At 71.6% G+C, this 23,040-nt stretch carries 18 protein-coding genes and 1 tRNA gene; 16 read left to right on the forward strand and 3 right to left on the reverse strand.

Annotated elements, in window-relative coordinates; translation table 11 throughout:
- Nucleotides 1–84: 84 nt before the first annotated feature.
- Nucleotides 85–1,281 (reverse strand): MFS transporter, encoded by a 1,197-nt coding sequence (locus AC3WRT_RS13215; protein ID WP_492722584.1) that lies wholly within the window; start codon nucleotides 1,279–1,281, stop codon nucleotides 85–87.
- A 2-nt stretch (nucleotides 1,282–1,283) separates the two neighbouring features.
- Nucleotides 1,284–1,871 carry a uridine kinase family protein gene (locus tag AC3WRT_RS13220; protein ID WP_492722586.1) on the reverse strand — a complete coding sequence of 196 codons (588 nt, stop codon included), beginning with the start codon at nucleotides 1,869–1,871 and terminating at the stop codon, nucleotides 1,284–1,286.
- Between the two features lie 45 nt (nucleotides 1,872–1,916).
- Here AC3WRT_RS13220 and hisF point away from each other — a divergent pair, with 45 nt between their 5' ends.
- Nucleotides 1,917–2,690 (forward strand): imidazole glycerol phosphate synthase subunit HisF, encoded by a 774-nt coding sequence (gene hisF, locus AC3WRT_RS13225; RefSeq protein WP_492722588.1) that lies wholly within the window; start codon nucleotides 1,917–1,919, stop codon nucleotides 2,688–2,690.
- 12 nt (nucleotides 2,691–2,702) lie between these two features.
- On the opposite strand, the gene AC3WRT_RS13230 is transcribed toward hisF, so the two are convergent.
- On the reverse strand, nucleotides 2,703–3,344 hold the full coding sequence (locus AC3WRT_RS13230) for a TIGR03085 family metal-binding protein (RefSeq protein ID WP_492722589.1): 642 nt from the start codon (nucleotides 3,342–3,344) through the stop codon (nucleotides 2,703–2,705).
- Between the two features lie 74 nt (nucleotides 3,345–3,418).
- On the opposite strand from AC3WRT_RS13230, the gene AC3WRT_RS13235 reads away from it, so the two are divergent.
- The 15 genes from AC3WRT_RS13235 to AC3WRT_RS13305 all read left to right on the forward strand — a co-directional run bounded on the left by AC3WRT_RS13235 (nucleotide 3,419) and on the right by AC3WRT_RS13305 (nucleotide 22,951).
- A complete protein-coding gene (locus tag AC3WRT_RS13235) occupies nucleotides 3,419–4,447 on the forward strand; it encodes a GNAT family N-acetyltransferase (RefSeq protein WP_492722591.1) in 1,029 nt (342 codons plus the stop codon).
- Nucleotides 4,448–4,508: 61 nt separating this feature from the next.
- The gene (locus AC3WRT_RS13240) at nucleotides 4,509–6,377 is read left to right on the forward strand and encodes an ABC transporter ATP-binding protein (RefSeq protein WP_492722592.1); all 1,869 of its coding nucleotides are present in this window, start codon (nucleotides 4,509–4,511) and stop codon (nucleotides 6,375–6,377) included.
- Entirely contained in the window at nucleotides 6,374–8,182 is a 1,809-nt protein-coding gene (locus AC3WRT_RS13245; RefSeq protein WP_492722594.1) for an ABC transporter ATP-binding protein, read from the forward strand. The genes AC3WRT_RS13240 and AC3WRT_RS13245 overlap by 4 nt, the downstream gene beginning before the upstream one ends.
- A 42-nt stretch (nucleotides 8,183–8,224) precedes the next feature.
- A complete protein-coding gene (gene hisI / locus AC3WRT_RS13250; protein ID WP_492722596.1) occupies nucleotides 8,225–8,617 on the forward strand; it encodes a phosphoribosyl-AMP cyclohydrolase in 393 nt (130 codons plus the stop codon).
- 50 nt (nucleotides 8,618–8,667) lie between these two features.
- On the forward strand, nucleotides 8,668–10,251 hold the full coding sequence (locus AC3WRT_RS13255) for an anthranilate synthase component I (RefSeq protein ID WP_492722599.1): 1,584 nt from the start codon (nucleotides 8,668–8,670) through the stop codon (nucleotides 10,249–10,251).
- On the forward strand, nucleotides 10,248–10,868 hold the full coding sequence (locus tag AC3WRT_RS13260) for a Trp biosynthesis-associated membrane protein (protein ID WP_492722601.1): 621 nt from the start codon (nucleotides 10,248–10,250) through the stop codon (nucleotides 10,866–10,868). The genes AC3WRT_RS13255 and AC3WRT_RS13260 overlap by 4 nt, the downstream gene beginning before the upstream one ends.
- Before the next feature lie 58 nt (nucleotides 10,869–10,926).
- Nucleotides 10,927–11,196, forward strand: coding sequence for an HGxxPAAW family protein (locus AC3WRT_RS13265; RefSeq protein WP_492722602.1), 270 nt, complete (start codon nucleotides 10,927–10,929; stop codon nucleotides 11,194–11,196).
- A gap of 5 nt (nucleotides 11,197–11,201) precedes the next feature.
- Nucleotides 11,202–12,029, forward strand: a complete 828-nt coding sequence (gene trpC / locus AC3WRT_RS13270; RefSeq protein WP_492722604.1) for an indole-3-glycerol phosphate synthase TrpC — start codon at nucleotides 11,202–11,204, stop codon at nucleotides 12,027–12,029.
- Between the two features lie 2 nt (nucleotides 12,030–12,031).
- Nucleotides 12,032–13,291, forward strand: coding sequence for a tryptophan synthase subunit beta (gene trpB, locus AC3WRT_RS13275; protein WP_492722606.1), 1,260 nt, complete (start codon nucleotides 12,032–12,034; stop codon nucleotides 13,289–13,291).
- Nucleotides 13,288–14,088, forward strand: coding sequence for a tryptophan synthase subunit alpha (gene trpA, locus AC3WRT_RS13280; RefSeq protein WP_492722608.1), 801 nt, complete (start codon nucleotides 13,288–13,290; stop codon nucleotides 14,086–14,088). Before trpB ends, trpA begins: the two co-directional genes overlap by 4 nt.
- Entirely contained in the window at nucleotides 14,085–15,077 is a 993-nt protein-coding gene (lgt, locus tag AC3WRT_RS13285) for a prolipoprotein diacylglyceryl transferase (protein WP_492722610.1), read from the forward strand. The genes trpA and lgt overlap by 4 nt, the downstream gene beginning before the upstream one ends.
- Before the next feature lie 199 nt (nucleotides 15,078–15,276).
- Nucleotides 15,277–19,842, forward strand: a complete 4,566-nt coding sequence (gene gltB / locus AC3WRT_RS13290) for a glutamate synthase large subunit (protein WP_492722612.1) — start codon at nucleotides 15,277–15,279, stop codon at nucleotides 19,840–19,842.
- Nucleotides 19,835–21,292, forward strand: a complete 1,458-nt coding sequence (locus AC3WRT_RS13295; protein ID WP_492722614.1) for a glutamate synthase subunit beta — start codon at nucleotides 19,835–19,837, stop codon at nucleotides 21,290–21,292. The genes gltB and AC3WRT_RS13295 overlap by 8 nt, the downstream gene beginning before the upstream one ends.
- Before the next feature lie 55 nt (nucleotides 21,293–21,347).
- A complete protein-coding gene (gene pyk / locus AC3WRT_RS13300; RefSeq protein WP_492722616.1) occupies nucleotides 21,348–22,805 on the forward strand; it encodes a pyruvate kinase in 1,458 nt (485 codons plus the stop codon).
- Nucleotides 22,806–22,868: 63 nt separating this feature from the next.
- Nucleotides 22,869–22,951, forward strand: a tRNA-Leu gene (locus AC3WRT_RS13305).
- Nucleotides 22,952–23,040: the final 89 nt, after the last annotated feature.

Genomic DNA, 23,040 nt, shown 5'->3' on the forward strand with positions numbered 1-23,040 from the left:
GCATTCTGCACAGCGTTTACATCCGTTGTACGGCGTTTGCCCGAATTGCTCTGCTGCCGAGCCGACCGCCCGGCCGAGGAGTGCTCAGTCCACGCGGCGCAGGTCGGGTCGCAGGCGCAGGACCACGACGGCCTGCACCACGCCGACCGCGGCGAGGATGGCCCACACGAGCGACAGACCTCCGGTCACGTCGCGCACCAGGCCCATGGCAAGAGGCCCGATGGACGCGATGCCGTAGGAGATGAGGAAGGCCATGCCGGTGAGCCGGCCGCTCGCCTCAGGGGTGAAGGCGTAGCGGACGAGGAGCACGAGGGCGAGCGAGAAGGCGGCCCCCTGGCCCAGCCCCGTGACGACGGCCCAGAGCCAGGGGGCGGTGAGGGGTGCCAGCCAGATGCCGATCGAGCCGAGGACGCCGAGCGCTGCGGCAGGCAGCAGGAGCCGGCGCATGTCGCCGGTGCGGTCGCTGAGCACCGGTCCGAGCAGGCCGGACACGATCTGGGCGCTGCTGAAGACGGCAGCGAGGTAGCCCGCCGACCCACGTGACCACCCGTGCTCCACGTAGGTCGGGGCGAGCCAGGTGACGGCCGAGTAGAAGCACCAGGACTGCAGCGCAAGGTAGCAGGCGACGAGCCATGCCGTCGGGTGGCGCCAGGGGAGCCGGCCGGGCCCCTCCTCGCCGGGCGTGTGGTGCGGGTTGGCCCGGACGGTGAAGGGCGCCCACGCCAGGGCGCCGACGAGGGCGACGACCGACCAGGAGCCGAGTGAGGCCTCCCAGCTGCCCAGCCGGTCCGCCAGCGGCACCGCCAGGGCAGAGCTGAGGGCGGCACCACCCATCATCGCGAGCATGTAGAGGCCGGTGACCAGGCCGGTGCGCTCGGGCGGGAAGAAGGTCTTGACGAGACGGGGCAACAGGGTGCCGGCGACCGCGATGCCGACGCCGCAGACGAACGTACCGGCGTAGAGCACGACCGTGTGGTCACCGGCGAAGCGGCTCGCGGTGCCGGCGAGGATGCTGAGGACCGCGGCGAGCACGGCGCCGGCAGCGCCGGTGTGGTGGGCGATCCGGCTGGCGACCGGCGCGAACAGGCCCATGCACAGCACCGGCAGTGTCGTCAGCGCACCAGCGGCCGCGTGGCTGAGGCCGAGGTCGGCGGAGATCGCGTCCAGCAGCGGGGGCACGCTCGTGATCGCGATCCGCAGGTTGGCGGCGACGGCCACGAGTGCGATGGCCATGACCCACACGGCGGGGAGGGGCCGGAGGGCGCGGTCTCGGTTCTGCACGATCAGAGCCTAGATGTGTCGAGGACGAGGTCCGCGCGCTCCCTGGTCGCATCAGCGGCGAAGAGCGCCGTCTCCTGGTCGGCCCAGCGCTGCCACTGCGGTCGGTACGCCTCGCCGTCGCGGTCGATCCCGCGACGCATCCGCACCGCGACGTCGGCGTCGACGAAGACGGACACGGCGGCATACGACCCCGCCGGCAGCACGCTCGCGGCGCACCCTTCGACGACGAGGAAGCGGCACGCCGGCACCTCCCGGGTGCCGCCCCACACGTCCTGCACCCAGCTCCAGAGCCGGTATGCCGCCCGCTCGCCCCGGGAGAGCGGCTCCAGCACCTGCGTGGTGAGCAGCCCCGGCCCTTGTGCGAGACCGTCCCACCCCGGGTAGAGGTGGTCCATGTGCACGACGGCGACCGGGCCGGTCGGCTCGAGCGAGAGCCGCACGGCCCGGGCGAGGGTCGTCTTGCCGGCGCCGCTCGGGCCGTCGATCGCGACGACCACCACTGAGCCACAGCGAGGCTCGGCCGCGAGCGTCCGGGACACGACGGCGAGGACGTGCTCCTCCCGCGGCTCGCGCGTCACCTCGTCCCACATGGACGCGACCCTACCCACTGGTTGTGCTGGCCTAGATTTGTCGTCATGTCCGTCGCCACGAGAGTCATCGCCTGCCTGGACGTCGACGCCGGTCGCGTCGTCAAGGGCGTCAACTTCGAGAACCTCCGCGACGCCGGGGACCCCGTCGAGCTCGCCAAGGTCTACGACGACCAGGGCGTCGACGAGCTGACCTTCCTCGACGTGACGGCAAGCAGCGGCGACCGGGAGACCACCTACGACGTCGTGCGCCGGACCGCCGAGCAGGTGTTCATCCCGCTCACCGTCGGCGGGGGCGTGCGCACGGTCGACGACGTGGACCGCCTGCTGCGGTCGGGGGCCGACAAGGTCGGGGTCAACACCGCCGCCATCGCCCGCCCCGAGCTGATCTCCGAGATCGCGAGCCGCTTCGGGGCGCAGGTCCTCGTGCTCTCGGCCGACGTGCGCCGCCGTCCGGGCGACGACGGGCGCGCCACCGACGACTTCGTCATGACCACCCACGGCGGGCGCACCTCCGTCGACGTCGACGCCGTCGAGTGGTGCGCGCGGGCCGCCGAGCTCGGGGCCGGCGAGATCCTGCTCAACTCGATGGACGCCGACGGGACCAAGGACGGCTTCGACCTCGAGCTGATCCGGCAGGTCCGGGCAGCGGTCTCCGTCCCCGTCATCGCGAGCGGCGGGGCTGGCCGAGTCGAGCACTTCGCGCCCGCGGTGGAGGCGGGAGCGGACGCCGTCCTCGCAGCGAGCGTCTTCCACTTCCGGGAGCTGACGGTGGGCGAGGTCAAGGACGCGCTGCGCGCGGCTGGTGTGACCGTTCGCTGACGCGGGAGTGGCTCAGCCCAGGCCGAGCTCGGCCTCCTGCAGCGCGGCGATGTCGTCGGCGTCGCCCTCGAGCTGCACGCGGGCCACGCCCTTGCGGCCGTAGGCGTAGAGCACGAGCTCGGCGGGCGTGCCGCGCAGGATGACGGTGCCGTGGTGGTCGGGCAGCTTGGCGGCATACCGCCCCTGTCCCTCGGCGATGAGCACGATTCCGGTCGGCGACCTGCGGAACATCAGGCGCGCGGAGCGCTTGAGGGCAGTCCACAGCTTGCCTTGCAGGGCGGCAGGCAGCTCGCGCGGCTCCCAGCCGGGCTGGGCCCGCCGGACGTCCTCCAGGTGCACGAAGAACTCGACGAGGTTGGTCAGCTCGTCCACCTTCGGCCTCGACATCGGGTTCCAGGCGGGGGCGCCGCGGCGCACCCGCTCCACGAGCGCCCGGTAGTCGCCCTGCGCCATCCGGCGCCGCTCGCGGTCCAGGCGCCCCGCCAGGAACGGCAGCACGCGCCCCACGGCGAGGTCGGGCCGTCCTTCGCGGATGACGAGGTGGGCCGCGAGGTCACCGGTCTTCCAGCCCTCGCACAGGGTCGGCTCGTCGGGCCCGAGCCGGTCGAGCTCGTCGCAGAGCCGGAGGCGTTCGGACTGGGCGTGGCGCGTCATTCGTCCATCCTCTCAGGGTGGGGCCGGTCGATACGCGGTGGCCCGCAGCGGTGGCCGATGCCTAGGGTCGGGCCATGATCGAGCTCGTGCGCCCCACCGTCGACCTGGCCGACTCGTGGTGGGAGATGGTCGACGACTTCGCCGGCGACACCATCCACGGCTCGGGCTACCGGGCCGGGGACCGTGAGGTGCTGCGCGACCCGGAGGCCTTCGAGGAGTGGGTCGACTGGCTCGGCCGGATGGAGCGGTCCGACGAGGCCCTCCCCGAGGGCTGGGTCCCGTCGTCCAACCGGTGGATCGTGCGCGACGGGCGCGTCGTCGGCACCATCGCCGTGCGCCACGCCCTCAGCCCGTCGCTCGTGGCCGAGGGCGGGCACATCGGGTATGCCGTCGCGCCACGTGAGCGGCGCCAGGGCATCGCGCGCTCGGCGCTGGCCCTGGCCCTGCGGATGGCCGCTGCCCGGGGCATCGACCCGGTCCTCGTGACGTGCGACGCCACCAACACCGCGTCCGCCCGCACGATCGCCTCGTGCGGCGGCGTCCTCGAGGACGAGCGGGACGGCGTGCTGCGTCAGTGGATCCGCACCGACGCGCCCGCCCGGCCGATCGACGGCGGCCCGGTCGAGACCCGGCAGGCGTGGCTCGTGCCCGTGACCTCCGAGGAGGCCGCGGCGATGCGGGCAGGGGAGCGCCCGGCGGGCTGGGCCGAGGGCTACCCGCGCGCGGATGACCTCGACGCGATCGGGATGCTGACCTCCGGCCCGACGACGTGGTCACCGCGCCACATCGTCCGCCGGGCAGACGGCCTCGCCGTCGGTTCGATCGGCTGCTTCGGCCCACCCGAGGACGGCGTCGTCGAGGTGGGCTACGGCCTCGTCCCGGACGCCCGGGGTGGTGGCCTGATGACCGACGTGCTGTCGGGGATGGTGCGTTCGCTCGAGGCGGCGGGGCTGCTCGTCGTGGCGCACACCGACCCCGCCAACGTCGCGAGCCACCGGGTGCTGGCGCGTCTCGGGTTCCGGCGGGCTGACAACGAGGGCCGCGCCGAGAACGAGTGGCTCTGGGTCAGAGGGACGGGTGCCGGCGCTGTCGGCGACCCGTGAGAGGCTGAGGGGTCGTCCAGAGAGCCCGCCACCACGCACGTCACCAGGGGAGCAGCACACCGTGACCGTCCCGACCACCTCGACCCTGCGTCAGGGTCTCGCCGTCGTCGGCCGAGGCATCAAGGGCCAGCCGCGATGGTTCTCCGTCGCGGTCCTCGGCAGCGTCGTCTACGGCGTCATGACGAGCCTCACGGCAGCGGCCATCGGCTTCGTCGTCAAGCGCGCCGTCACCCCCGCCATCGAGGCGGGTGCCGTGACGGCGTCCCAGCTGTGGTTCATCGGCGGGGTCATGGCGGCCGTCGTGCTGACGACCATCGTCGGGGTCATCGGCCGGCGCATCGCCGGTGGTGTCACGATGTACAACCTCGGCGCGATGTACCGCCGCCAGGTGACGCGCCAGTACCTCCGGCTCCCCCTCAGCTGGCACCACAAGCACCCGTCCGGGCAGCTGCTCTCCAACGCCAACGCCGACGTCGAGGCGACGTGGAACATCTTCGCCCCGCTGCCGATGGCCCTCGGCGTCGTCGTGATGCTGGTCTTCGGCGTCATCCAGATGGTCATCGTCGATCCGTGGCTGGCACTCGTCGGCCTCACCGTCTTCCCGATGCTCTTCCTGGCCAACGTCGCCTTCCAGCGCGCCATGTCGCCACGCGTGACCCGCGCGCAGAAGCTTCGCGCCGACGTGTCGGAGGTCGCGCACGAGAGCTTCGAGGCGGCTTTGATCGTCAAGTCGCTCGGCCGTGAGGACCACGAGGCCGAGCGCTTCCGCGCCGTCACCGACGAGCTGCGCGACGCCAACATCGAGGTCGGCCGCACCCGCGGCCGGTTCGACCCTGCCATCGAGGCCATCCCCACCATCGGCACGCTCACCGTCCTCTTCGTGGGCACCCTGCGGGTGCGCAGCGGGCTGCTCTCCGCCGCCGAGGTGGTCCAGATCGCCTACCTCTTCTCGATCCTGGCCTTCCCGGTGCGGGCCCTCGGCTGGGTGCTCGCCGAGCTGCCTCGCGCCGTCGTCGGCTGGAACCGTGTCTCGGCCGTCCTCGACGCCAGCGGCAGCATGGCCTACGGCGAGCGGTCCCTGCCGACAGGGGCAGCCAGCCACCTGCAGGCCGAGCGCCTCGCGTACGCCTACGAGATCGAGACCGAGACCGGGGAGGCAGACCTCAACCCTGCGGTCGTCGACGTCACCCTCGACCTGGCTCCGGGTGCCACCGTCGCGCTCGTGGGCCCCACAGGGAGCGGCAAGTCCACGCTGACCAACCTCGTCATGCGTCTCGTCGACCCGGACGGCGGCGCCGTGCTCATCGACGACGTCGACCTTCGCGAGGTGCGCCACGGCGGGATCAGCGACGTCGCCGCCCTCGTGGCCCAGCAGACCTTCATGTTCGACGACAGCGTCCGCGGCAACATCACCCTCGGCACCCCACACGACGACGCCAGCGTCTGGCGCGCCCTCGACGTCGCGCAGGGCGCCGGCTTCGTCGAGAAGCTGCCCGACGGGCTGGACACCCACGTGGGCGAGCGTGGCGCAAGCCTCTCCGGAGGGCAGCGGCAACGAATCGCCTTGGCGCGCGCGGTGATCCGCGAGCCGCAGCTGCTCATCCTCGACGACGCGACGTCAGCCGTCGACCCCAGCGTGGAGCAGGCCATCCTCGCTCGGCTGCGCGCCGCGAGCGCGGGCACGACGGTGCTCGTCGTCGCCTACCGCATGGCCACGATCCTGCTCGCCGACGAGGTCGTCTACCTCGAAAGCGGCCGGGTCGTCGACCACGGCACCCACGACCAGCTCCTCGGCCGGTGCGTCGGCTACGAGAGGCTCGTCACGGCATACGCCCGCGAAGCCGCCGAGCGCGAGGCGATCGCCGCCGACGGGGAGCTCGGCGACGACCACGGACGTGGCGCCGGCGCGCCAGAGGAGGTCTCCCGATGAGCCTGCGCACCCAGGTCGTCGAGCACCATGGCGTGGCGACCGGCACGAGCCTCACGACCTGGCAGACCCTGCGCCGCGGCGTCGAGCTCTCGCCCGAGCTGCGCAAGGGCATCGGGGTCACGGTCATGCTCGCCGTCCTCTCGACCCTCGGGCGCGTCCTGGTGCCCTTCGTCGTCCAGCGCATCACCGACGAGGGCATCCTGGCCGCCGGTGGCCCGGACATGGGTGTCGTGGCCGTCTACATCGGCATCGCGCTCGTCGGCGTGGTCGTGACGGCCGTCTCCGCGTACTTCGTCAACATCCGGCTCTTCCGCTCGTCCGAGAACGGCCTGGCGACCTTGCGCCTCAAGGCGTTCCGCCACATCCACGACCTGGCGATGCTCACCCAGAACAACGAGCGGCGTGGCTCGCTCGTCTCCCGCGTGACCTCGGACGTCGACACCATCTCGATGTTCGTGCAGTTCGGCGGTCTGATGCTGATGATCAACATCGCACAGATCACCCTCGCGACCGTGCTCATGGTCGTCTACAGCCCGCTGCTGGGCCTGGTCGTGTGGCTCTGCTTCGTGCCCCTGTTCCTCATCATCCGCAGGTTCCAGGGCATCGTCGGCCGCGCCTACACGCGGGTGCGCGAGCGGGTCGGCGACATGCTCGGGGCCATCTCCGAGGCCGTCGTGGGTGCCCAGGCGATCCGCGCCTACGGCGTCGAGGACCGCACCGCCGTTCGCATCGACGCCGCCGTCGAGGCGCACCGGAAGGCAGCCATCGGCGCGCAGGCACGCTCGGTGGTCGCGTTCACCTCCGGTCAGCTCGTGTCCGGCCTCACCACGGCGGTCGTCCTGGTCGTCGGCACGGTGCTCGCTGTCAACGGGAACCTCACCCTCGGCGAGCTGCTCGCCTTCCTCTTCCTCGTCAACCTCTTCACCCAGCCGGTGCAGCAAGCCACCGAGATCCTCAACGAGATGCAGAACGCCGTCGCCGGCTGGCGCCGCGTCATCGGCATCATCGACACCCCGGCCGACGTCTCCGACCCCGGCGAGGCGGGCGTCACGCTGCCGCGCGGGCCGATCACCGTGCAGTTCAACGAGGTCGGGTTCGCCTACCCCGGGGGCGAGCCCGTGCTCCACGACATCGACCTGACCATCGCGCCGCGCAGCCGGGTCGCGATCGTCGGCGAGACCGGCTCGGGCAAGTCGACCCTCGCCAAGCTGCTCACGCGCCTGATGGACTCCAGCAGCGGACAGGTCCTCCTCGACGGGGTCGATCTGCGCACCATCCGGTTCTCGTCGCTGCGCTCCCGCGTCGTGCTCGTCCCGCAGGAGGGGTTCCTCTTCGACGGCACGCTGCTCGACAACGTGCGCTTCGGGCGGCCCGAGGCCAGCGAGGAGGACGTCCGGCTCACCCTCACCGAGCTCGGACTCGACGCCTGGGTGTCCACCTTGCCGCTCGGCCTGGCCACCGACGTAGGGCAGCGCGGCGAGTCGCTGTCGGCCGGCGAGCGCCAGCTGGTCGCCCTGGCCCGGGCCTACCTCGCCGACCCCGACCTGCTCGTCCTCGACGAGGCGACCTCCGCGGTCGACCCGAGCACCGAGGTGCGCCTGCAGCGTGCCCTCGACTCCCTGACCCGCGGCCGCACCTCGATCGCCATCGCGCACCGCCTCTCGACCGCCCAGGCCGCCGACGAGGTCATCGTCGTCGACGCCGGACGCATCGTCGAGCGCGGTCCCCACGCCGAGCTCGTCCGCCAGGGTGGCGTCTACTCCAGGCTGCACGAGTCCTGGGTCGCCCAGCAGCAGGCCGTCTGACCCGCGGGCGGCAGCTGCATCGGAGGACGGCAGAATGTCCGGGTGACCGACGCCCTCGACCCGACGCCCGACCCCACGAGCCTCGACCCGCAGATCGCCCGTCTGCTCAAGCGCGACGAGCACGGGCTCGTGGCCGCCGTGGTGCAGCAGCACGACACCGGCGAGGTGCTGATGGTGGGCTGGATGGACGACGAGGCCCTGCGCCGGACGCTGGGCGAGGGGCGGGTCACCTTCTGGTCGCGCAGCCGCCAGGAGTACTGGCGCAAGGGCGACACCAGCGGCCACTCCCAGTGGGTCAAGGGCGTGCGCCTCGACTGCGACGGCGACGCCCTGCTGGTCAGCGTCGACCAGGTCGGCGCGGCCTGCCACACGGGTGACCGCACGTGCTTCGACGCGCGCGTCCTCCCCGCAACCGTCGGCACCCCCAGCGCTTGACCGGGGGAGGTGGGAACACGGCATACGACCGGGTGGGCCAGAATGGCTCGGTGCCCGACTCGACGACCTCCCTCGCCGCCGCGCCCACGCCACAGGCCGACCTCGCGTGGGGCCGTACCTGGCCGAGCCTCGAGGTCTTCACCGAGCTGGCCCTCGAGCACCGCCGGGTCATCCCCGTCGTTCGCCGCGTGCTCGCCGACGCCGAGACCCCGGTCGGTGTCTACCGCAAGCTGGCCAAGGACGCGCCGGGCACCTTCCTGCTCGAGTCCGCCGAGCACGGGGGCGTCTGGTCCCGCTACTCGATCGTCGGAGCCCGCAGCGCCGCGACTCTCACCGAGAAGGACGGCAACGCCCACTGGATCGGCGAGCCCCCCGTCGGGCTCCCCGCCGACGGCGACCCGACCGCAGCAGTCCGCGACACGGTCGCGGCCCTCGCGACACCGCGCACGCCGGGCCTGCCGCCCCTGACCGGAGGACTCGTCGGCGCGATCACTTACGACGCCGTCCGACGCTGGGAGAACGTGCCCGACGGCGGTCGCGACGACCTCGACCTGCCCGAGGTGGCGATGATGCTCGCCACCGACCTCGCCGTCTTCGACCACAGCGACGGCTCGCTGCTGCTTGTCGCCAACGCCGTCAACCACGACGCGACCGACGAGCGGATCGAGGACGCCTGGGCCGACGCCGTGAGCCGGCTCGACCGGATGACCGATGAGCTCGCCGCACCGGCCCCGAGCACCGTGGCGACCATCGAGCCCGCCGAGTGTCACCCGACGAGCAGCCACACGCAGCCGCAGTTCGAGGGGATGGTCGAGGAGGCGAAGGAGGCGATCCGCGCCGGCGAGGCCTTCCAGATCGTCGTCTCCCAGCGCTTCACCGTGCCCTGCCCGGCCGACGCCCTGGACGTCTACCGCGCCCTGCGGGTCAGCAACCCCAGCCCCTACATGTACCTGCTGCGCCTGCCGCACCCGGACGGCACGGCATACGACATCGTGGGGTCCAGCCCCGAGGCGCTCATCAAGGTGACCGGCCAGCAGGCGATCACCCACCCGATCGCGGGATCGCGGCCTCGCGGCAAGAGCCCCGACCGCGACGCCCACCTGGCCGAGGAGCTGCTCGGCGACGCCAAGGAGCGGGCCGAGCACCTCATGCTCGTCGACCTCGCCCGCAACGACCTCCAGCGCATCTGCCGGGCGGGCACGGTCGACACCGTCGACTTCATGTCGATCCGACGCTACAGCCACATCATGCACATCGAGTCGACGGTCGTCGGCGACCTGCGCGACGACCGCACCGCCTACGACGCGCTCGTCGCGACCTTCCCCGCGGGCACCCTCAGCGGCGCGCCGAAGCCTCGCGCGATGGCGCTCATCGACGCCTACGAGGGACTGCGCCGGGGTCTCTACGGCGGGGTCGTCGGCTACCTCGACTTCGCCGGAGACCTCGACATGGCCATCGCGATCCGCACGGCCCTCATCAAGGACGGTCACGCCCACGTCCAGGCCGGCGCCGGCATCGTCGCGGACTCGGTGCCGCACCTCGAGTACGAGGAGACGGTCAACAAGGCGGCCGCCGCGCTACGGGCCGTGGCCGCTGCGGCCGGCCTGCGACCGCTCGGGGAGCACCGGGCGTGACCTCGGACGCACAGCCCGCCACCGAACCGGGTCGCGCGCTGGACAAGAAGCGGGCGGCGCTCGTGGTGCTCGTTCCGGCGGCCGTGCTCCTGGGCCTCACGACGCTGCCGTGGGCGACGGGCGAGTCCAAGGACGTGCTGAGCCAGGCCGTGACGCAGGTCGGCGGTGCGGCGGCCGCACCGGGCGTCGTGGGCCTCACCGCCGTGTGCGTGGTCGCGCTGCTCGGCCTCATGACGGGAGGCCGCGTCATCCGCGCCGTGGCCGCGGCCGTCCTCGTGCTCGCCTCGCTCGGAACCCTGGTGATGACGGCGCTCGTCGCCCTGCGCCCCGTCGAGACCGTGGCCGGTGCGGTGGCTCGCGAGCTGGCCCGCACGACGGCCCCCGCCGCCACCGGCTCGAGCACCGTCTGGGTGTGGCTGGCCGTCGCGGCGGCTGTGCTGCTCGTGCTGGGTGCCGGCCTGACGGCGGTCTCGAGCCGGTCCTGGGCCGGGCTCTCGGGCCGCTACGAACGCGGTGACCGACCGGCCAGCGGACCACGCGGCCAGGTCCGCACGACGTGGGACGAGCTGTCCGACGGCGGTGACCCCACCCTGCGCGACGGCCCCGACGAGACCTGACAGAATGGAGGGCGTCGGGCCGCACGGGCGTGGAGCCGACCGGACGAGAGAGGACGCCATGGAAGAGCAGCACGAGGACCACGGTCACAGCACCGCCGCCTGGACCGGAGTCGGGGTCATCCTGCTCGGCACGGCCATTGCCGCAGTGGCGGTCGTCATCCCCAGCCTCGTCCTCGGAATCATCGGCGCCGTCGTGATCATCGCCGGGGTCGTCGCGGGCAAGGTCCTGTCGATGGCCGGCTACGGCGGCGGCGGGCACCATGCGCAGATGGGTTCGGCCATCGACGCGCCCGACGAGGCAGGCGCCCAGACGCTCGGCAAGAGCTGAGCGCGGTGCCCACGGTTCTCGACGGGATCCTCAGCGGCGTCCGCGAGGATCTCGGGCGTCGCCGTGCCACGCTGCCGCCGGCCGAGCTGGAGGCGCTGCTGGACGGCGTGGCTCCGGCGCTCGACCCGATGCCCGGCATCCGGTCTGCCGCGGGCGTGGCCGTCATCGCAGAGGTGAAGCGCGCCAGCCCCAGCAAGGGCGCCCTCGCCGGCATCCCCGAGCCCGGACAGTTGGCGCGGTCGTATGCCGCCGGCGGGGCCAGCGCCATCAGCGTGCTCACCGAGGAGCGCCGGTTCTCGGGCAGCCTCGCCGACCTCGACGAGGTCCGGGCTGCAGTGCCGACTCCCTTGCTGCGCAAGGACTTCATGGTCGACGCCTACCAGGTGACCGAGGCCCGGGTGCACGGCGCCGACCTCATCCTGCTCATCGTCGCGGCGCTCGACGACGTGCTTCTGCGGGACCTGCACGACCAGGCCCGCGAGCTCGGCATGACCGCGCTCGTCGAGGTGCACGACGCGGCGGAGCTCGACCAGGCCCTGGCCATCGACCCCGTCCTCGTAGGCGTCAACGCCCGCAACCTCAAGACCCTCGAGGTCGACCCCCGCACCGTGACCGACCTGCTGCCGCGGGTGCCGGAGGGCGTCGTCGGCGTCGCGGAGTCCGGCGTGGCAGGCCCCTCCGACGTAGCCGCCTACGTCCGAGCGGGCGCCGGTGCGGTGCTCGTCGGCGAGGCGCTCGTCCGGGGCGGCGCCCCGGAGGCCGCCATCCGAGGCTTCATCGACGCCGCCACCGCCGTTCGGGCCACCGCCCGGCCCGGAGCGGCAGGAGAGTGAGCATGACCACGACATCCAACGTGCCGGCATACGGCCGCTTCGGCGGTTTCGGTGGGCGCTACGTGCCCGAAGCCCTCATCCCCGCGCTCGAGCAGCTCGAGGAGGTCTGGCGCAAGGCCGTCGTCGACCCCGAGTTCGTCGGCGAGCTCGAGCGCCTCCAGCGCACCTACACAGGCCGGCCCAGCATCATCACCGAGGTGCCGCGATTCGCCGAGCACTGCGGGGGAGCGCGCGTCATCCTCAAGCGCGAGGACCTCAACCACACCGGCTCCCACAAGATCAACAACGTGCTGGGCCAGGCGTTGCTGACCAAGCGGATGGGCAAGACGCGCGTCATCGCGGAGACGGGCGCCGGTCAGCACGGCGTCGCCACGGCCACCGCGGCCGCGCTGCTCGGTCTCGACTGCGTCATCTACATGGGCCGGAAGGACACCGAGCGCCAGGCGCTCAACGTCGCGCGCATGCGCCTGCTCGGGGCCCAGGTCGTCGCCGTCGACCACGGCAGCAGGACCCTCAAGGACGCCGTCAACGAGGCCTTCCGCGACTGGGTCGCCAACGTCTCGACCACCCACTACGTGCTCGGTACGGTCACGGGGCCGCACCCGTTCCCCGAGATGGTTCGTGACTTCCACCGGGTCATCGGCGTCGAGGCGCGCCAGCAGGTGCTCGACCTCGTCGGGCGCCTGCCTGACGCCGTGCTGGCCTGCGTCGGCGGTGGCTCCAACGCCATGGGGATCTTCCACCGCTTCATCGACGACCAGTCCGTCCGGCTCATCGGCTTGGAGGCCGGTGGCGAGGGTGTGGCCACCGGCAAGCACGCGGCGCGCTTCTCCGCCGGCATCCCGGGAGTGCTGCACGGCGCCTACACCTACGTGATGCAGGACGTCGACGGCCAGACGGTCGAGTCGCACAGCGTCTCGGCGGGCCTCGACTACCCCAGCGTGGGTCCTGAGCACGCGCACCTGCTCGAGTCGGGCCGTGCGGAGTATCGCCCCATCACCGACGTCGAGGCGATGGAGGCCTTCTCCCTCCTCTCGCGCACCGAGGGCATCCTGCCGGCCATCGAGAGCGCCCACGCCTTGGCCGGCGCCATGAAGGTCGGCCGTGAGCTCGGCCCGGACGCCGTGCTCCTCGTCAACCTCTCGGGCCGCGGCGACAAGGACGTCCACACCGCTGCCGAGTGGTTCGGACTGATCGACGACGACGGCTCGCCGCGCCTGCCGGAGGACGACGGCGCCAAGGGCATGGGAGTCCAGCAATGAGCGTCGGTGTCGTCATCGAGAAGTGCCGTGCCGACAACCGCGCGGCCCTGATCGGCTACCTCCCCGTCGGCTTCCCGACGGTCAAGGGCTCGATCTCGGCGATGAAGGTGCTCGTCGAGTCCGGCGTCGACATCGTCGAGATCGGCGTGCCCTACAGCGACCCCGTCATGGACGGCCCGGTCATCCAGGACGCCGCCGTGCGGGCCCTCGCCGCAGGCGTGCATCTCAGCGACATCTTCACAGCGGCGCGCGAGGTCAGCGGAGCCGGCGCCGGGGCGCTCGTCATGACCTACTGGAACCCCGTGCTCCGCTACGGAGTGGAGCGCTTCGCCGCCGACCTGCAGGCTGCCGGGGGAGCGGGACTCATCACGCCCGACCTCATCCCCGACGAGGCCGGCGACTGGATCGCGGCCGCTGACGCCCACGACCTCGACAAGGTCTTCCTCGTCGCCCCCAGCTCCACCCCGGAGCGACTCGCATCGGTGACCGCTGCCTGCCGGGGCTTCGTCTACGCGACCGCCGTCATGGGTGTCACGGGCGCGCGGACGAGCGTCGGCGACGCCGCCGACGCTCTCGTCTCCCGCACCCGCGAGCACACCGACCTTCCCGTCTGCGTGGGGCTCGGCGTCTCGACGGGTGACCAGGCAGCGCAGGTGGGCCAGTACGCAGACGGTGTGATCGTCGGGTCCGCGCTCGTGCGGTGCCTCACCGAGGCCTCCTCCGAGGAGCAGGGGCTCGAGGCGCTCGGAGCCCTGGCCCGCCAGCTCGCCGACGGTGTTCGGCGGAGCCGGTCATGACAGGGCTCGCGGGGCTTCCTGCCGCCGTCCGTGCGGCCCTGCCGGCCGAGATCCCCTCGCCCAGCGTGGGGGTCTGGCACCTCGGACCCCTGCCGGTCCGCGGGTATGCCCTGTGCATCCTCGCCGGCATCGTCGTCGCGGTGTGGCTGACGCAGAAGCGCCTCGAGGCGCGCGGCCACCGCAAGAGCATCGCCATCGACATCTCCGCGTGGGCCGTGCCCTTCGGCATCGTCGGCGGACGCCTCTACCACCTCATCACGACGCCACAGCCCTACTTCGGCGAGAACGGCGACCCGTGGAAGGCCTTCGCCATCTACGAGGGTGGCCTCGGCATCTGGGGAGCCGTCGCCCTCGGCGCAGTCGGTGCCTGGATCGGCTGCCGCAAGAACGGCGTCGCCTTCCGTGACTTCGTCGACGCAGCGGCGCCCGGCCTGGCGATCGCCCAGGCGATGGGGCGCTTCGGCAACTGGTTCAACAACGAGATCTACGGCGCGCCCACTGACCTCCCGTGGAAGCTGCGCATCTACGAGTGGGACACCTCGGTCGGCCGCGCGGTCGTCGACGCGCAGGGCAACCCTGTCGTCAGGGGCTACTTCCACCCGACCTTCCTCTACGAGGCACTGTGGTGCCTGCTGCTCGCAGCCTTCCTGATCTGGCTCGGGCGCCGCCGCCACCTCAAGGCCGGGCAGACCTTCGCGGCCTACGTCATGGGCTACCCCGTCGGACGCATCGTCATCGAGAACATGCGCAGCGACTCGGCCAACCTCATCCTCGGCCAGCGGGTCAACACCTGGGTCTCGATCCTCGTGTTCCTCCTCGGCGTCTACCTCTGGCGCCGGTTCGGGCAGATGGAACAGCCGAGCGCCCCGACGGCGCCCGGCCCGGAGATCGGTGCCGGCACCGAAGATCCTTCGGCCCCGGCCACCGGCGACGGGCCGAATGACGCCGCGAGCGGTGCCGCGAAGGTGGACCGTCCGGCCCAGTCGTGACGCGCGGTCGCTCACGTCGCGGGTCTGCTCCTGAGCACGCCGTCTCACGATCCGGAATCCGCCGTATCAACAGGTAGGACAAGCGGTCGCTCCGATATCGTCGTCGCATCGCCTGTGGCCAGTGCCGTCCACATGCCCTCAGTCATGTCGCGTGGCCCAGTCGCGTGGCCGCGCGGGACCCAGCAGAAGGACGGTGAAGATGCCGCCGCACACCCCCACCCGTGCCCTTTTCAGTGCACACCCGGAGAACTCCGGGCTCTACCGCCGCGAGCACGAGCACGATGCCTGCGGGGTGGCGCTCATCGCGACGATGCGGGGGACGGCGGGGCACGACATCGTCGACCACGCCCTCACGGCGCTGCTCAACCTCGACCACCGCGGCGCCACCGGCGCCGACCCGCTCGTCGGGGACGGGGCGGGGATCCTGACGCAGATACCGGACGAGTTCCTCCGGGCCGCGGTCCCGTTCATCCTGCCCAACAGCGGGGCGTATGCCGCCGGCATCGCCTTTCTGCCCCGCGACCCGCAGGAGCGGGCAGAGGCCAAGGCGAGGATCGAGGAGATCGCCGTCGCGGAGAACCTCAAGGTCCTCGGCTGGCGCGAGGTGCCCGTCGAGGCGGGGCTCGTGGGCCGGGCCGCCCGCGACTGCATGCCGTTCTTCGAGCAGCTCTTCGTCAGCAGCTCGATCGGTCGCCAGGTGGCGCTGGGCCTCGACCGGCTCGCGTTCTGCCTGCGCAAGCGCGCCGAGCACGAGGTCGACGTCTACTTCCCGTCCCTGAGCTCGCGGACGATCGTCTACAAGGGAATGCTGACGCCCGGCCAGCTCGAGCACTTCTTCCCTGACCTGTCCGACCCGTCGTTCACGACCGAGCTGGCGCTGGTGCACTCGCGCTTCTCGACCAACACGTTCCCGTCGTGGCCGCTGGCGCACCCTTACCGGCTCATCGCCCACAACGGCGAGATCAACACCGTCAAGGGCAACCGCAACTGGATGCACGCCCGCGAGAGCCTCCTGACCTCCGACATCATCCCCGGCGACCTCGAGCGGCTATTCCCGATCTGCACCCCGGGGGCGTCCGACTCGGCGAGCTTCGACGAGGTGCTCGAGCTGCTCCACCTCGGCGGCCGCTCGCTCCCGCACGCCGTGCTCATGATGATCCCCGAGGCGTGGGAGAACCACGCGACCATGGACCGTGCGCGCAAGGCGTTCTACGAGTTCCACTCGACGTTCATGGAGCCCTGGGACGGCCCGGCGGACGTCTGCTTCACCGACGGCACGCTGGTGGGCGCGGTCCTCGACCGCAACGGGCTCCGGCCGGGCCGCTACACCGTGACGAGCGACGGCCTCGTCGTCCTCGCGTCCGAGTCGGGCGTGCTCGAGCTCGACCCGGGCACCATCGTGCAGCGCGGGCGGCTGCAGCCCGGGAAGATGTTCCTCGTCGACACCGAGCACGGGCGCATCGTCAGCGACGAGGAGATCAAGAGCCAGCTCGCTGCCGCCAAGCCGTTTGCCGAGTGGCTGCACGCAGGCCTGATCCGCCTCGAGGACCTCCCGGAGCGCGAGCACATCGTCCACACCGCCGCGTCGGTGGCCCGGCGCCAGCAGACGTTCGGCTACACAGCCGAGGAGCTGCGCATCCTGCTGACCCCGATGGCGAAGTCCGGGGGAGAGGCCCTCGGCTCGATGGGGACCGACACGCCGATCGCCGTCCTGTCGTCGCGCCCGCGGTTGCTCTTCGACTACTTCACGCAGCTGTTCGCACAGGTGACCAACCCGCCGCTCGACGCGATCCGTGAGGAGCTCGTCACGTCCCTGGGCACGTACATGGGCCCCGAGGGCAACGCCCTGTCGGCGTCGCCGTCGCACGCGCGTCAGCTCGTGCTCGACTTCCCGGTCATCGACAACGACGAGCTCGCCAAGATCGTGCACATCAACGCCGACGGCGACCTGCCCGGCTACGCGACGCACGTGGTGCGCGGCCTCTACGACGTCACCGGGGGAGCGGCCGCCATGCGCGACCGCCTGGAGGAGATCTTCGCCGAGGTGTCGCAGGCCATCTCCCGCGGCGCCCGCTTCGTCGTGCTCTCCGACCGTGACTCGGGCCGCGACCTCGCTCCCATCCCGTCGCTGCTGTTGACGGCGGCCGTGCACCACCACCTCATCCGCGAGAAGACCCGCACCCAGGTTGGCCTGCTCGTCGAGGCAGGCGACGTGCGCGAGGTGCACCACGTGGCCCTGCTCATCGGCTTCGGTGCCGCGGCGGTCAACCCCTACCTCGCCATGGAGACCGTCGAGGACCTCGTGCGGGCCGGCGAGATCGAGGGTGTGACGCCGGAGAAGGCCGTCGCCAACCTGATCAAGGCGCTGGGCAAGGGCGTGCTCAAGGTGATGTCCAAGATGGGCATCTCGACCGTGGCGTCCTACCGTGGCGCGCAGGTCTTCGAGGCCATCGGCCTGTCCCAGCAGCTCGTCGACCGCTACTTCACCGGCACCGTGTCGCAGCTCGGTGGCGTCGGGCTCGACGTGATCGCCCGCGAGACCGCCGAGCGGCACGCCAGGGCCTACCCGCCGGACGGCGTCCACCAGCCGCACCGCACCCTCGAGGTGGGTGGCGAGTACCAGTGGCGCCGCGAGGGCGAGCCGCACCTCTTCGACCCGGAGACGGTCTTCCGCCTCCAGCACTCGACCCGCCAGCGCCGCTACGACATCTTCAAGCAGTACACCGGACGGGTCGACGACCAGACCTCGCGCCTGATGACGCTGCGCGGGCTGATGGGCTTCAAGCCGACCGGCGTGACGGGGCGGCTGCCCGTGCCGATCGAGGAGGTCGAGCCGGTCAGCGAGATCGTCAAGCGCTTCAACACCGGGGCGATGAGCTACGGCTCGATCTCCCAGGAGGCGCACGAGACCCTCGCGATCGCGATGAACCGCCTCGGCGGCCGCTCCAACACCGGTGAGGGCGGTGAGGACGTCGACCGCCTGCTCGACCCCGAACGCCGTTCCGCCGTCAAGCAGGTCGCCTCCGGCCGATTCGGGGTGACGAGCCTCTACCTCACGCACTCCGACGACATCCAGATCAAGATGGCGCAGGGTGCCAAGCCCGGCGAGGGCGGGCAGCTGCCCGGTCACAAGGTCTACCCCTGGGTCGCCAAGACCCGGCACTCCACGCCCGGTGTCGGCCTGATCTCGCCGCCGCCGCACCATGACATCTACTCGATCGAGGACCTGGCCCAGCTGATCCACGACCTCAAGAACGCGAACCCGGCGGCCCGCATCCACGTCAAGCTCGTCTCCGAGATCGGGGTGGGCACCGTCGCCGCCGGCGTCTCCAAGGCGCACGCCGACGTCGTGCTCATCTCCGGGCACGACGGCGGTACGGGCGCCTCGCCGCTCACCTCGCTCAAGCACGCGGGCGCGCCGTGGGAGCTCGGCCTCGCCGAGGCGCAGCAGACCCTCGTGCTGAACGGGCTGCGCGACCGCATCGTGGTCCAGGTCGATGGTCAGCTCAAGACCGGCCGCGACGTCGTCGTGGCAGCGCTGCTCGGCGCCGAGGAGTTCGGCTTCGCCACGGCGCCCCTCGTGGTCTCCGGGTGCGTCATGATGCGTGTCTGCCACCTCGACACCTGTCCCGTCGGCATCGCGACCCAGAACCCCGAGCTGCGCTCGCGCTTCTCGGGCAAGCCGGAGTTCGTCGAGACCTTCTTCGAGTACATCGCCGAGGAGGTGCGCGAGCACCTCGCCTCGCTCGGCTTCCGCTCCGTCGAGGAGGCCGTCGGCCAGGTCGGCAGCCTCGACCTCGAGAAGGCCATCGCGCACTGGAAGGCCTCCGGCCTCGACCTCAGCCCCATCCTCGCCGTCGCCGACAACCCCACGGGTGGCACGCTGCACCAGTCGGCCACGCAGGACCACGGGCTTGACAAGGCGCTCGACAACGAGCTGCTGAGCCGTGCCCTGTCGGCCATCGAGACCGGCGAGCCGTTGCGCACCCAGATCGCGGTGCGCAACGTCAACCGCACGGTCGGCACGATGCTCGGCCACCACGTGACCAAGGCGCACCCGCACGGCCTCGCCGACAACACCATCGAGCTGACCATGACGGGCTCCGGCGGGCAGTCCTTCGGCGCGTTCCTGCCCGCCGGCGTGACCATGCAGCTGTTCGGCGACGCGAACGACTACGTCGGCAAGGGCCTCTCGGGCGGCCGCGTCGTGGTGCGTCCGCACCGGGGGACTGCGCTCGTGGCAGAGGAGAACGTCATTGCCGGCAACGTCATCGGCTACGGCGCCACCGCCGGGCAGCTGTTCCTGCGCGGCATCGTCGGGGAGCGCTTCTGCGTGCGCAACTCGGGTGCCCACGCCGTCGTCGAGGGCGTGGGCGACCACGGCTGCGAGTACATGACGGGCGGCACCGCGGTCGTGCTCGGCGGGACCGGGCGCAACTTCGCGGCCGGTATGTCCGGCGGCCTCGCATTCGTCCTCGACCTCGACGCCGCCCTCGTCAACCCCGAGATGGTCGATTTGCTGCCGCTGCGCGAGGGCGACGACGAGCCCCTTCGCGAGCTGCTCGAGTACCACTCGAGGTGGACGGAGTCCCCGGTGGCGCGATCACTGCTCGACGACTGGGCCACGGCACGCGAACGGTTCACGCTCGTACTGCCGCGTGACTACCAACGAGTCCTCGACGTCCGTGCCCAGGCACAGCAGCAGGGCCTCGACCTCGACGGACCTGACGTGTGGAACCGGATCATGGAGGCTTCCCGTGGCTGACCCCCAAGGCTTTCTCACCACCCGCGAGCGCGAGCTCCCGGCCCGCCGTCCGGTCCCGGTGCGCATCCGGGACTGGAAGGAGGTCTACGAGGAGCAGGAGCTCGGGCAGCTCCAGCGCCAGGCCGGTCGCTGCATGGACTGCGGCATCCCGTTCTGCCACTCGGGATGCCCCCTGGGCAACCTCATCCCCGAGTGGAACAACCTGGCGTGGCGCGGCGACTGGTCGGATGCCATCGAGCGGCTGCACGCGACGAACAACTTCCCGGAGTTCACCGGGCGCCTCTGTCCGGCGCCGTGCGAGACCGCGTGCGTGCTCGGCATCAACCAGCCGGCCGTGACGATCAAGCAGGTCGAGGTCACCACGATCGAGCGGGCGTTCGACGAGGGCCTCGTCAAGCCGCTGCCTCCCGAGCGCCTCTCCGGCAAGACCGTCGCCGTCGTCGGCTCGGGCCCCGCAGGACTTGCGGCCGCCCAGCAGCTGACCCGCGCCGGCCACACCGTCGCCGTCTTCGAGCGCGCCGACAAGCCCGGTGGCCTGCTGCGCTACGGCATCCCCGAGTTCAAGATGGAGAAGTCGGTCCTGGACCGCCGGCTCGACCAGATGGCGGCGGAGGGCACCCGTTTCCGCAACGGCATGAACGTCGGCGTCGACATCACCGGCCGCCAGCTCCGCGACCGCTACGACGCCGTCGTGCTCGCGCTCGGCGCGACGGTCCCGCGCGACCTCGACGTCCCGGGCCGCCGGCTCGGCGGCATCCACCAGGCGATGGAGTACCTCCCGCAGGGGAACCGTGCGGCGCTCGGCGAGCAGGTCGAGGGCCAGATCCTCGCCACCGGCAAGCACGTCATCGTCATCGGTGGCGGCGACACCGGAGCCGACTGCATCGGCACCGCGCACCGTCAGGGTGCGGCCTCGGTCACGAGCCTCGAGATCATGCCGCAGCCCGGTGAGGAGCGCCCTGCCAACCAGCCCTGGCCGACCTACCCGATGCTCTACCGCGTCGCGAGCGCGCACGAGGAGGGCGGCGAGCGGGTCTACGCCGTCAGCAGCACGGAGTTCCTCGGCGACGATGACGGCAACGTCGCCGCGCTGCGCCTCACCCAGGTGGAGTTCGTGGACGGCCGGCCGAGCGCCAAGCCGGGCACCGAGCGAGAGATACCGGCTCAGCTCGTGCTCTTCGCGATGGGCTTCCTCGGGCCGCAGGGACCGGGGGTCGTCGAGCAGCTCGGCGTCGACCTCGACGAGCGGAGCAACGTCCGGCGCGACCAGAACTTCATGAGCTCCGTTCCCGGCGTCTTCGTGGCCGGCGACGCCGGTCGCGGCCAGTCGCTCATCGTCTGGGCCATCGCCGAGGGCCGCGCGGCTGCAGCCGGCGTCGACGCCTGGCTGACGGGTTCCAGCTCGCTCCCGCGACCCGTGGCGCCGACCGACCGCCCGCTGACCGTCTGACCTTCACCGGCACCCCACGCGGTGACCCACGTCACAGCACCCATAAGGTTGAAACATGCGTCGCGCCAAGATCGTCTGCACGATCGGACCCAAGACCTCATCTCCCACCCAGCTGCGCGCCCTTGTCGACGCCGGCATGGACGTCGCCCGGCTCAACCTCTCCCACGGTGACCACTCCGTGCACGAGCAGGTCTACCGCGACGTCCGCGCGGCGAGCGACGCCTCGGGCCGCGCCGTCGGCATCCTCGTGGACCTCCAGGGCCCCAAGATCCGCACGGGCCGCTTCTCCGGGGGCCCGGTGACGCTGAGCCAGGGTCAGCGCTTCACCATCACCACCCGTGAGGTCGACGGCGACGACACCATCGTGGGCACGACGTATGCCGGCCTGCCCGGGGACGTGACTCCCGGCGACGTCCTGCTCATCGACGACGGCAAGGTGATGCTTCGCGCGGTCGAGGTCACCGACACCGACGTGCTGACCGAGACCGTGGTGGGCGGGCAGGTCAGCAACAACAAGGGCATCAACCTTCCCGGCGTGGCCGTCAGCGTGCCGGCGCTGTCCGACAAGGACCGCGAGGACCTCCGCTTCGCGATGCGCCTCGGAGTCGACATGATCGCGCTGTCGTTCGTGCGCTCTGCCGACGACATCGTCGACGTGCACGCGATCATGGACGAGTTCGGCGACCGAGTGCCGGTCATCGCGAAGATCGAGAAGCCGCAGGCCGTCGACAACCTCGAGGGCATCGTGGCGGCCTTCGACGGGATCATGGTCGCGCGTGGCGACCTCGGCGTCGAGATGCCGCTGGAGGACGTGCCGCTCGTGCAGAAGCGCGCCATCGAGCTCGCCCGCCGCGAGGCCAAGCCGGTGATCGTCGCCACGCAGGTGCTCGAGTCGATGATCGAGAACCCCCGGCCGACCCGCGCCGAGGCCTCCGACGCCGCCAACGCCGTGCTGGACGGCGCGGACGCGCTGATGCTCTCCGGCGAGACGTCCGTCGGTGCCTGGCCGATCGACTCGGTGCGCACGATGGCGCGGATCATCGAGTCCACCGAGGAGCACGGCTACGACAAGATCGCCCGGATGAAGACCAACCCCAAGACCGTCGGGGGAGCGGTGACCAAGGCCGCCGTCGAGATCGGCGAGGTCGTGGGCTCGAAGTTCCTCATCGTCTTCACCGAGACCGGTGGTTCGGCCACGCGGATGGCCCGCATCCGCCCGCGGCTGCCCATGCTGGCCTTCACGTCCGAGCCACGCGTCCGCTCGCGTCTCGCGCTCGTCTGGGGCATCGAGACCTACCTCGTGCCCCGCATGCACCACACCGACCAGTTCGCCATGCAGGTCGACCTCAAGCTCATCCCCGAGGGCCGGGTGGCCGAGGGCGACCGCGTCGTCATCGTGGCCGGTTCCCCTCCCGGCATCCCAGGCTCGACGAACGCCCTGCGCGTGCACCGCGTCGGCGACGCCGTCAACCGCGCCGCTCCGGCATACCGGCCGGAGGAGGTCACGGGCTGACGGCCCGATGCCGGCACCGGGTCCGCGCATGCGGTCACCCGGGTATGCTGGCGCGGCACTCCGGCCGGGGTGGTGGAATGGCAGACACGGGGCACTCAAAATGCTCTGACCGCAAGGTCGTGCGGGTTCGAGTCCCGCCCTCGGCACCTCGTGGTTCACCGTCCCGAAACGCGGCCGGAACCTCGCCCCGGCTAGGCTTTCCTCGTGAGCACTGACGAGAGCACCACCCCCAAGC

The organism is Terrabacter sp. FW104-15G4B (assembly GCF_058790095.1).

What these genes read in the sequence shown, in the direction of transcription:
- AC3WRT_RS13245 (WP_492722594.1), top strand. Translation starts at nt 6,374, where the DNA reads ATGAGCCTGCGCACCCAGGTCGTCGAGCACCATGGCGTGGCGACCGGC.
- AC3WRT_RS13235 (WP_492722591.1), top strand. Translation starts at nt 3,419, where the DNA reads ATGATCGAGCTCGTGCGCCCCACCGTCGACCTGGCCGACTCGTGGTGG.
- trpA (WP_492722608.1), top strand. Translation starts at nt 13,288, where the DNA reads ATGAGCGTCGGTGTCGTCATCGAGAAGTGCCGTGCCGACAACCGCGCG.
- AC3WRT_RS13220 (WP_492722586.1), bottom strand. Translation starts at nt 1,871, where the DNA reads ATGTGGGACGAGGTGACGCGCGAGCCGCGGGAGGAGCACGTCCTCGCC.
- hisF (WP_492722588.1), top strand. Translation starts at nt 1,917, where the DNA reads ATGTCCGTCGCCACGAGAGTCATCGCCTGCCTGGACGTCGACGCCGGT.
- AC3WRT_RS13265 (WP_492722602.1), top strand. Translation starts at nt 10,927, where the DNA reads ATGGAAGAGCAGCACGAGGACCACGGTCACAGCACCGCCGCCTGGACC.
- AC3WRT_RS13230 (WP_492722589.1), bottom strand. Translation starts at nt 3,344, where the DNA reads ATGACGCGCCACGCCCAGTCCGAACGCCTCCGGCTCTGCGACGAGCTC.
- lgt (WP_492722610.1), top strand. Translation starts at nt 14,085, where the DNA reads ATGACAGGGCTCGCGGGGCTTCCTGCCGCCGTCCGTGCGGCCCTGCCG.
- trpB (WP_492722606.1), top strand. Translation starts at nt 12,032, where the DNA reads ATGACCACGACATCCAACGTGCCGGCATACGGCCGCTTCGGCGGTTTC.
- pyk (WP_492722616.1), top strand. Translation starts at nt 21,348, where the DNA reads ATGCGTCGCGCCAAGATCGTCTGCACGATCGGACCCAAGACCTCATCT.
- gltB (WP_492722612.1), top strand. Translation starts at nt 15,277, where the DNA reads ATGCCGCCGCACACCCCCACCCGTGCCCTTTTCAGTGCACACCCGGAG.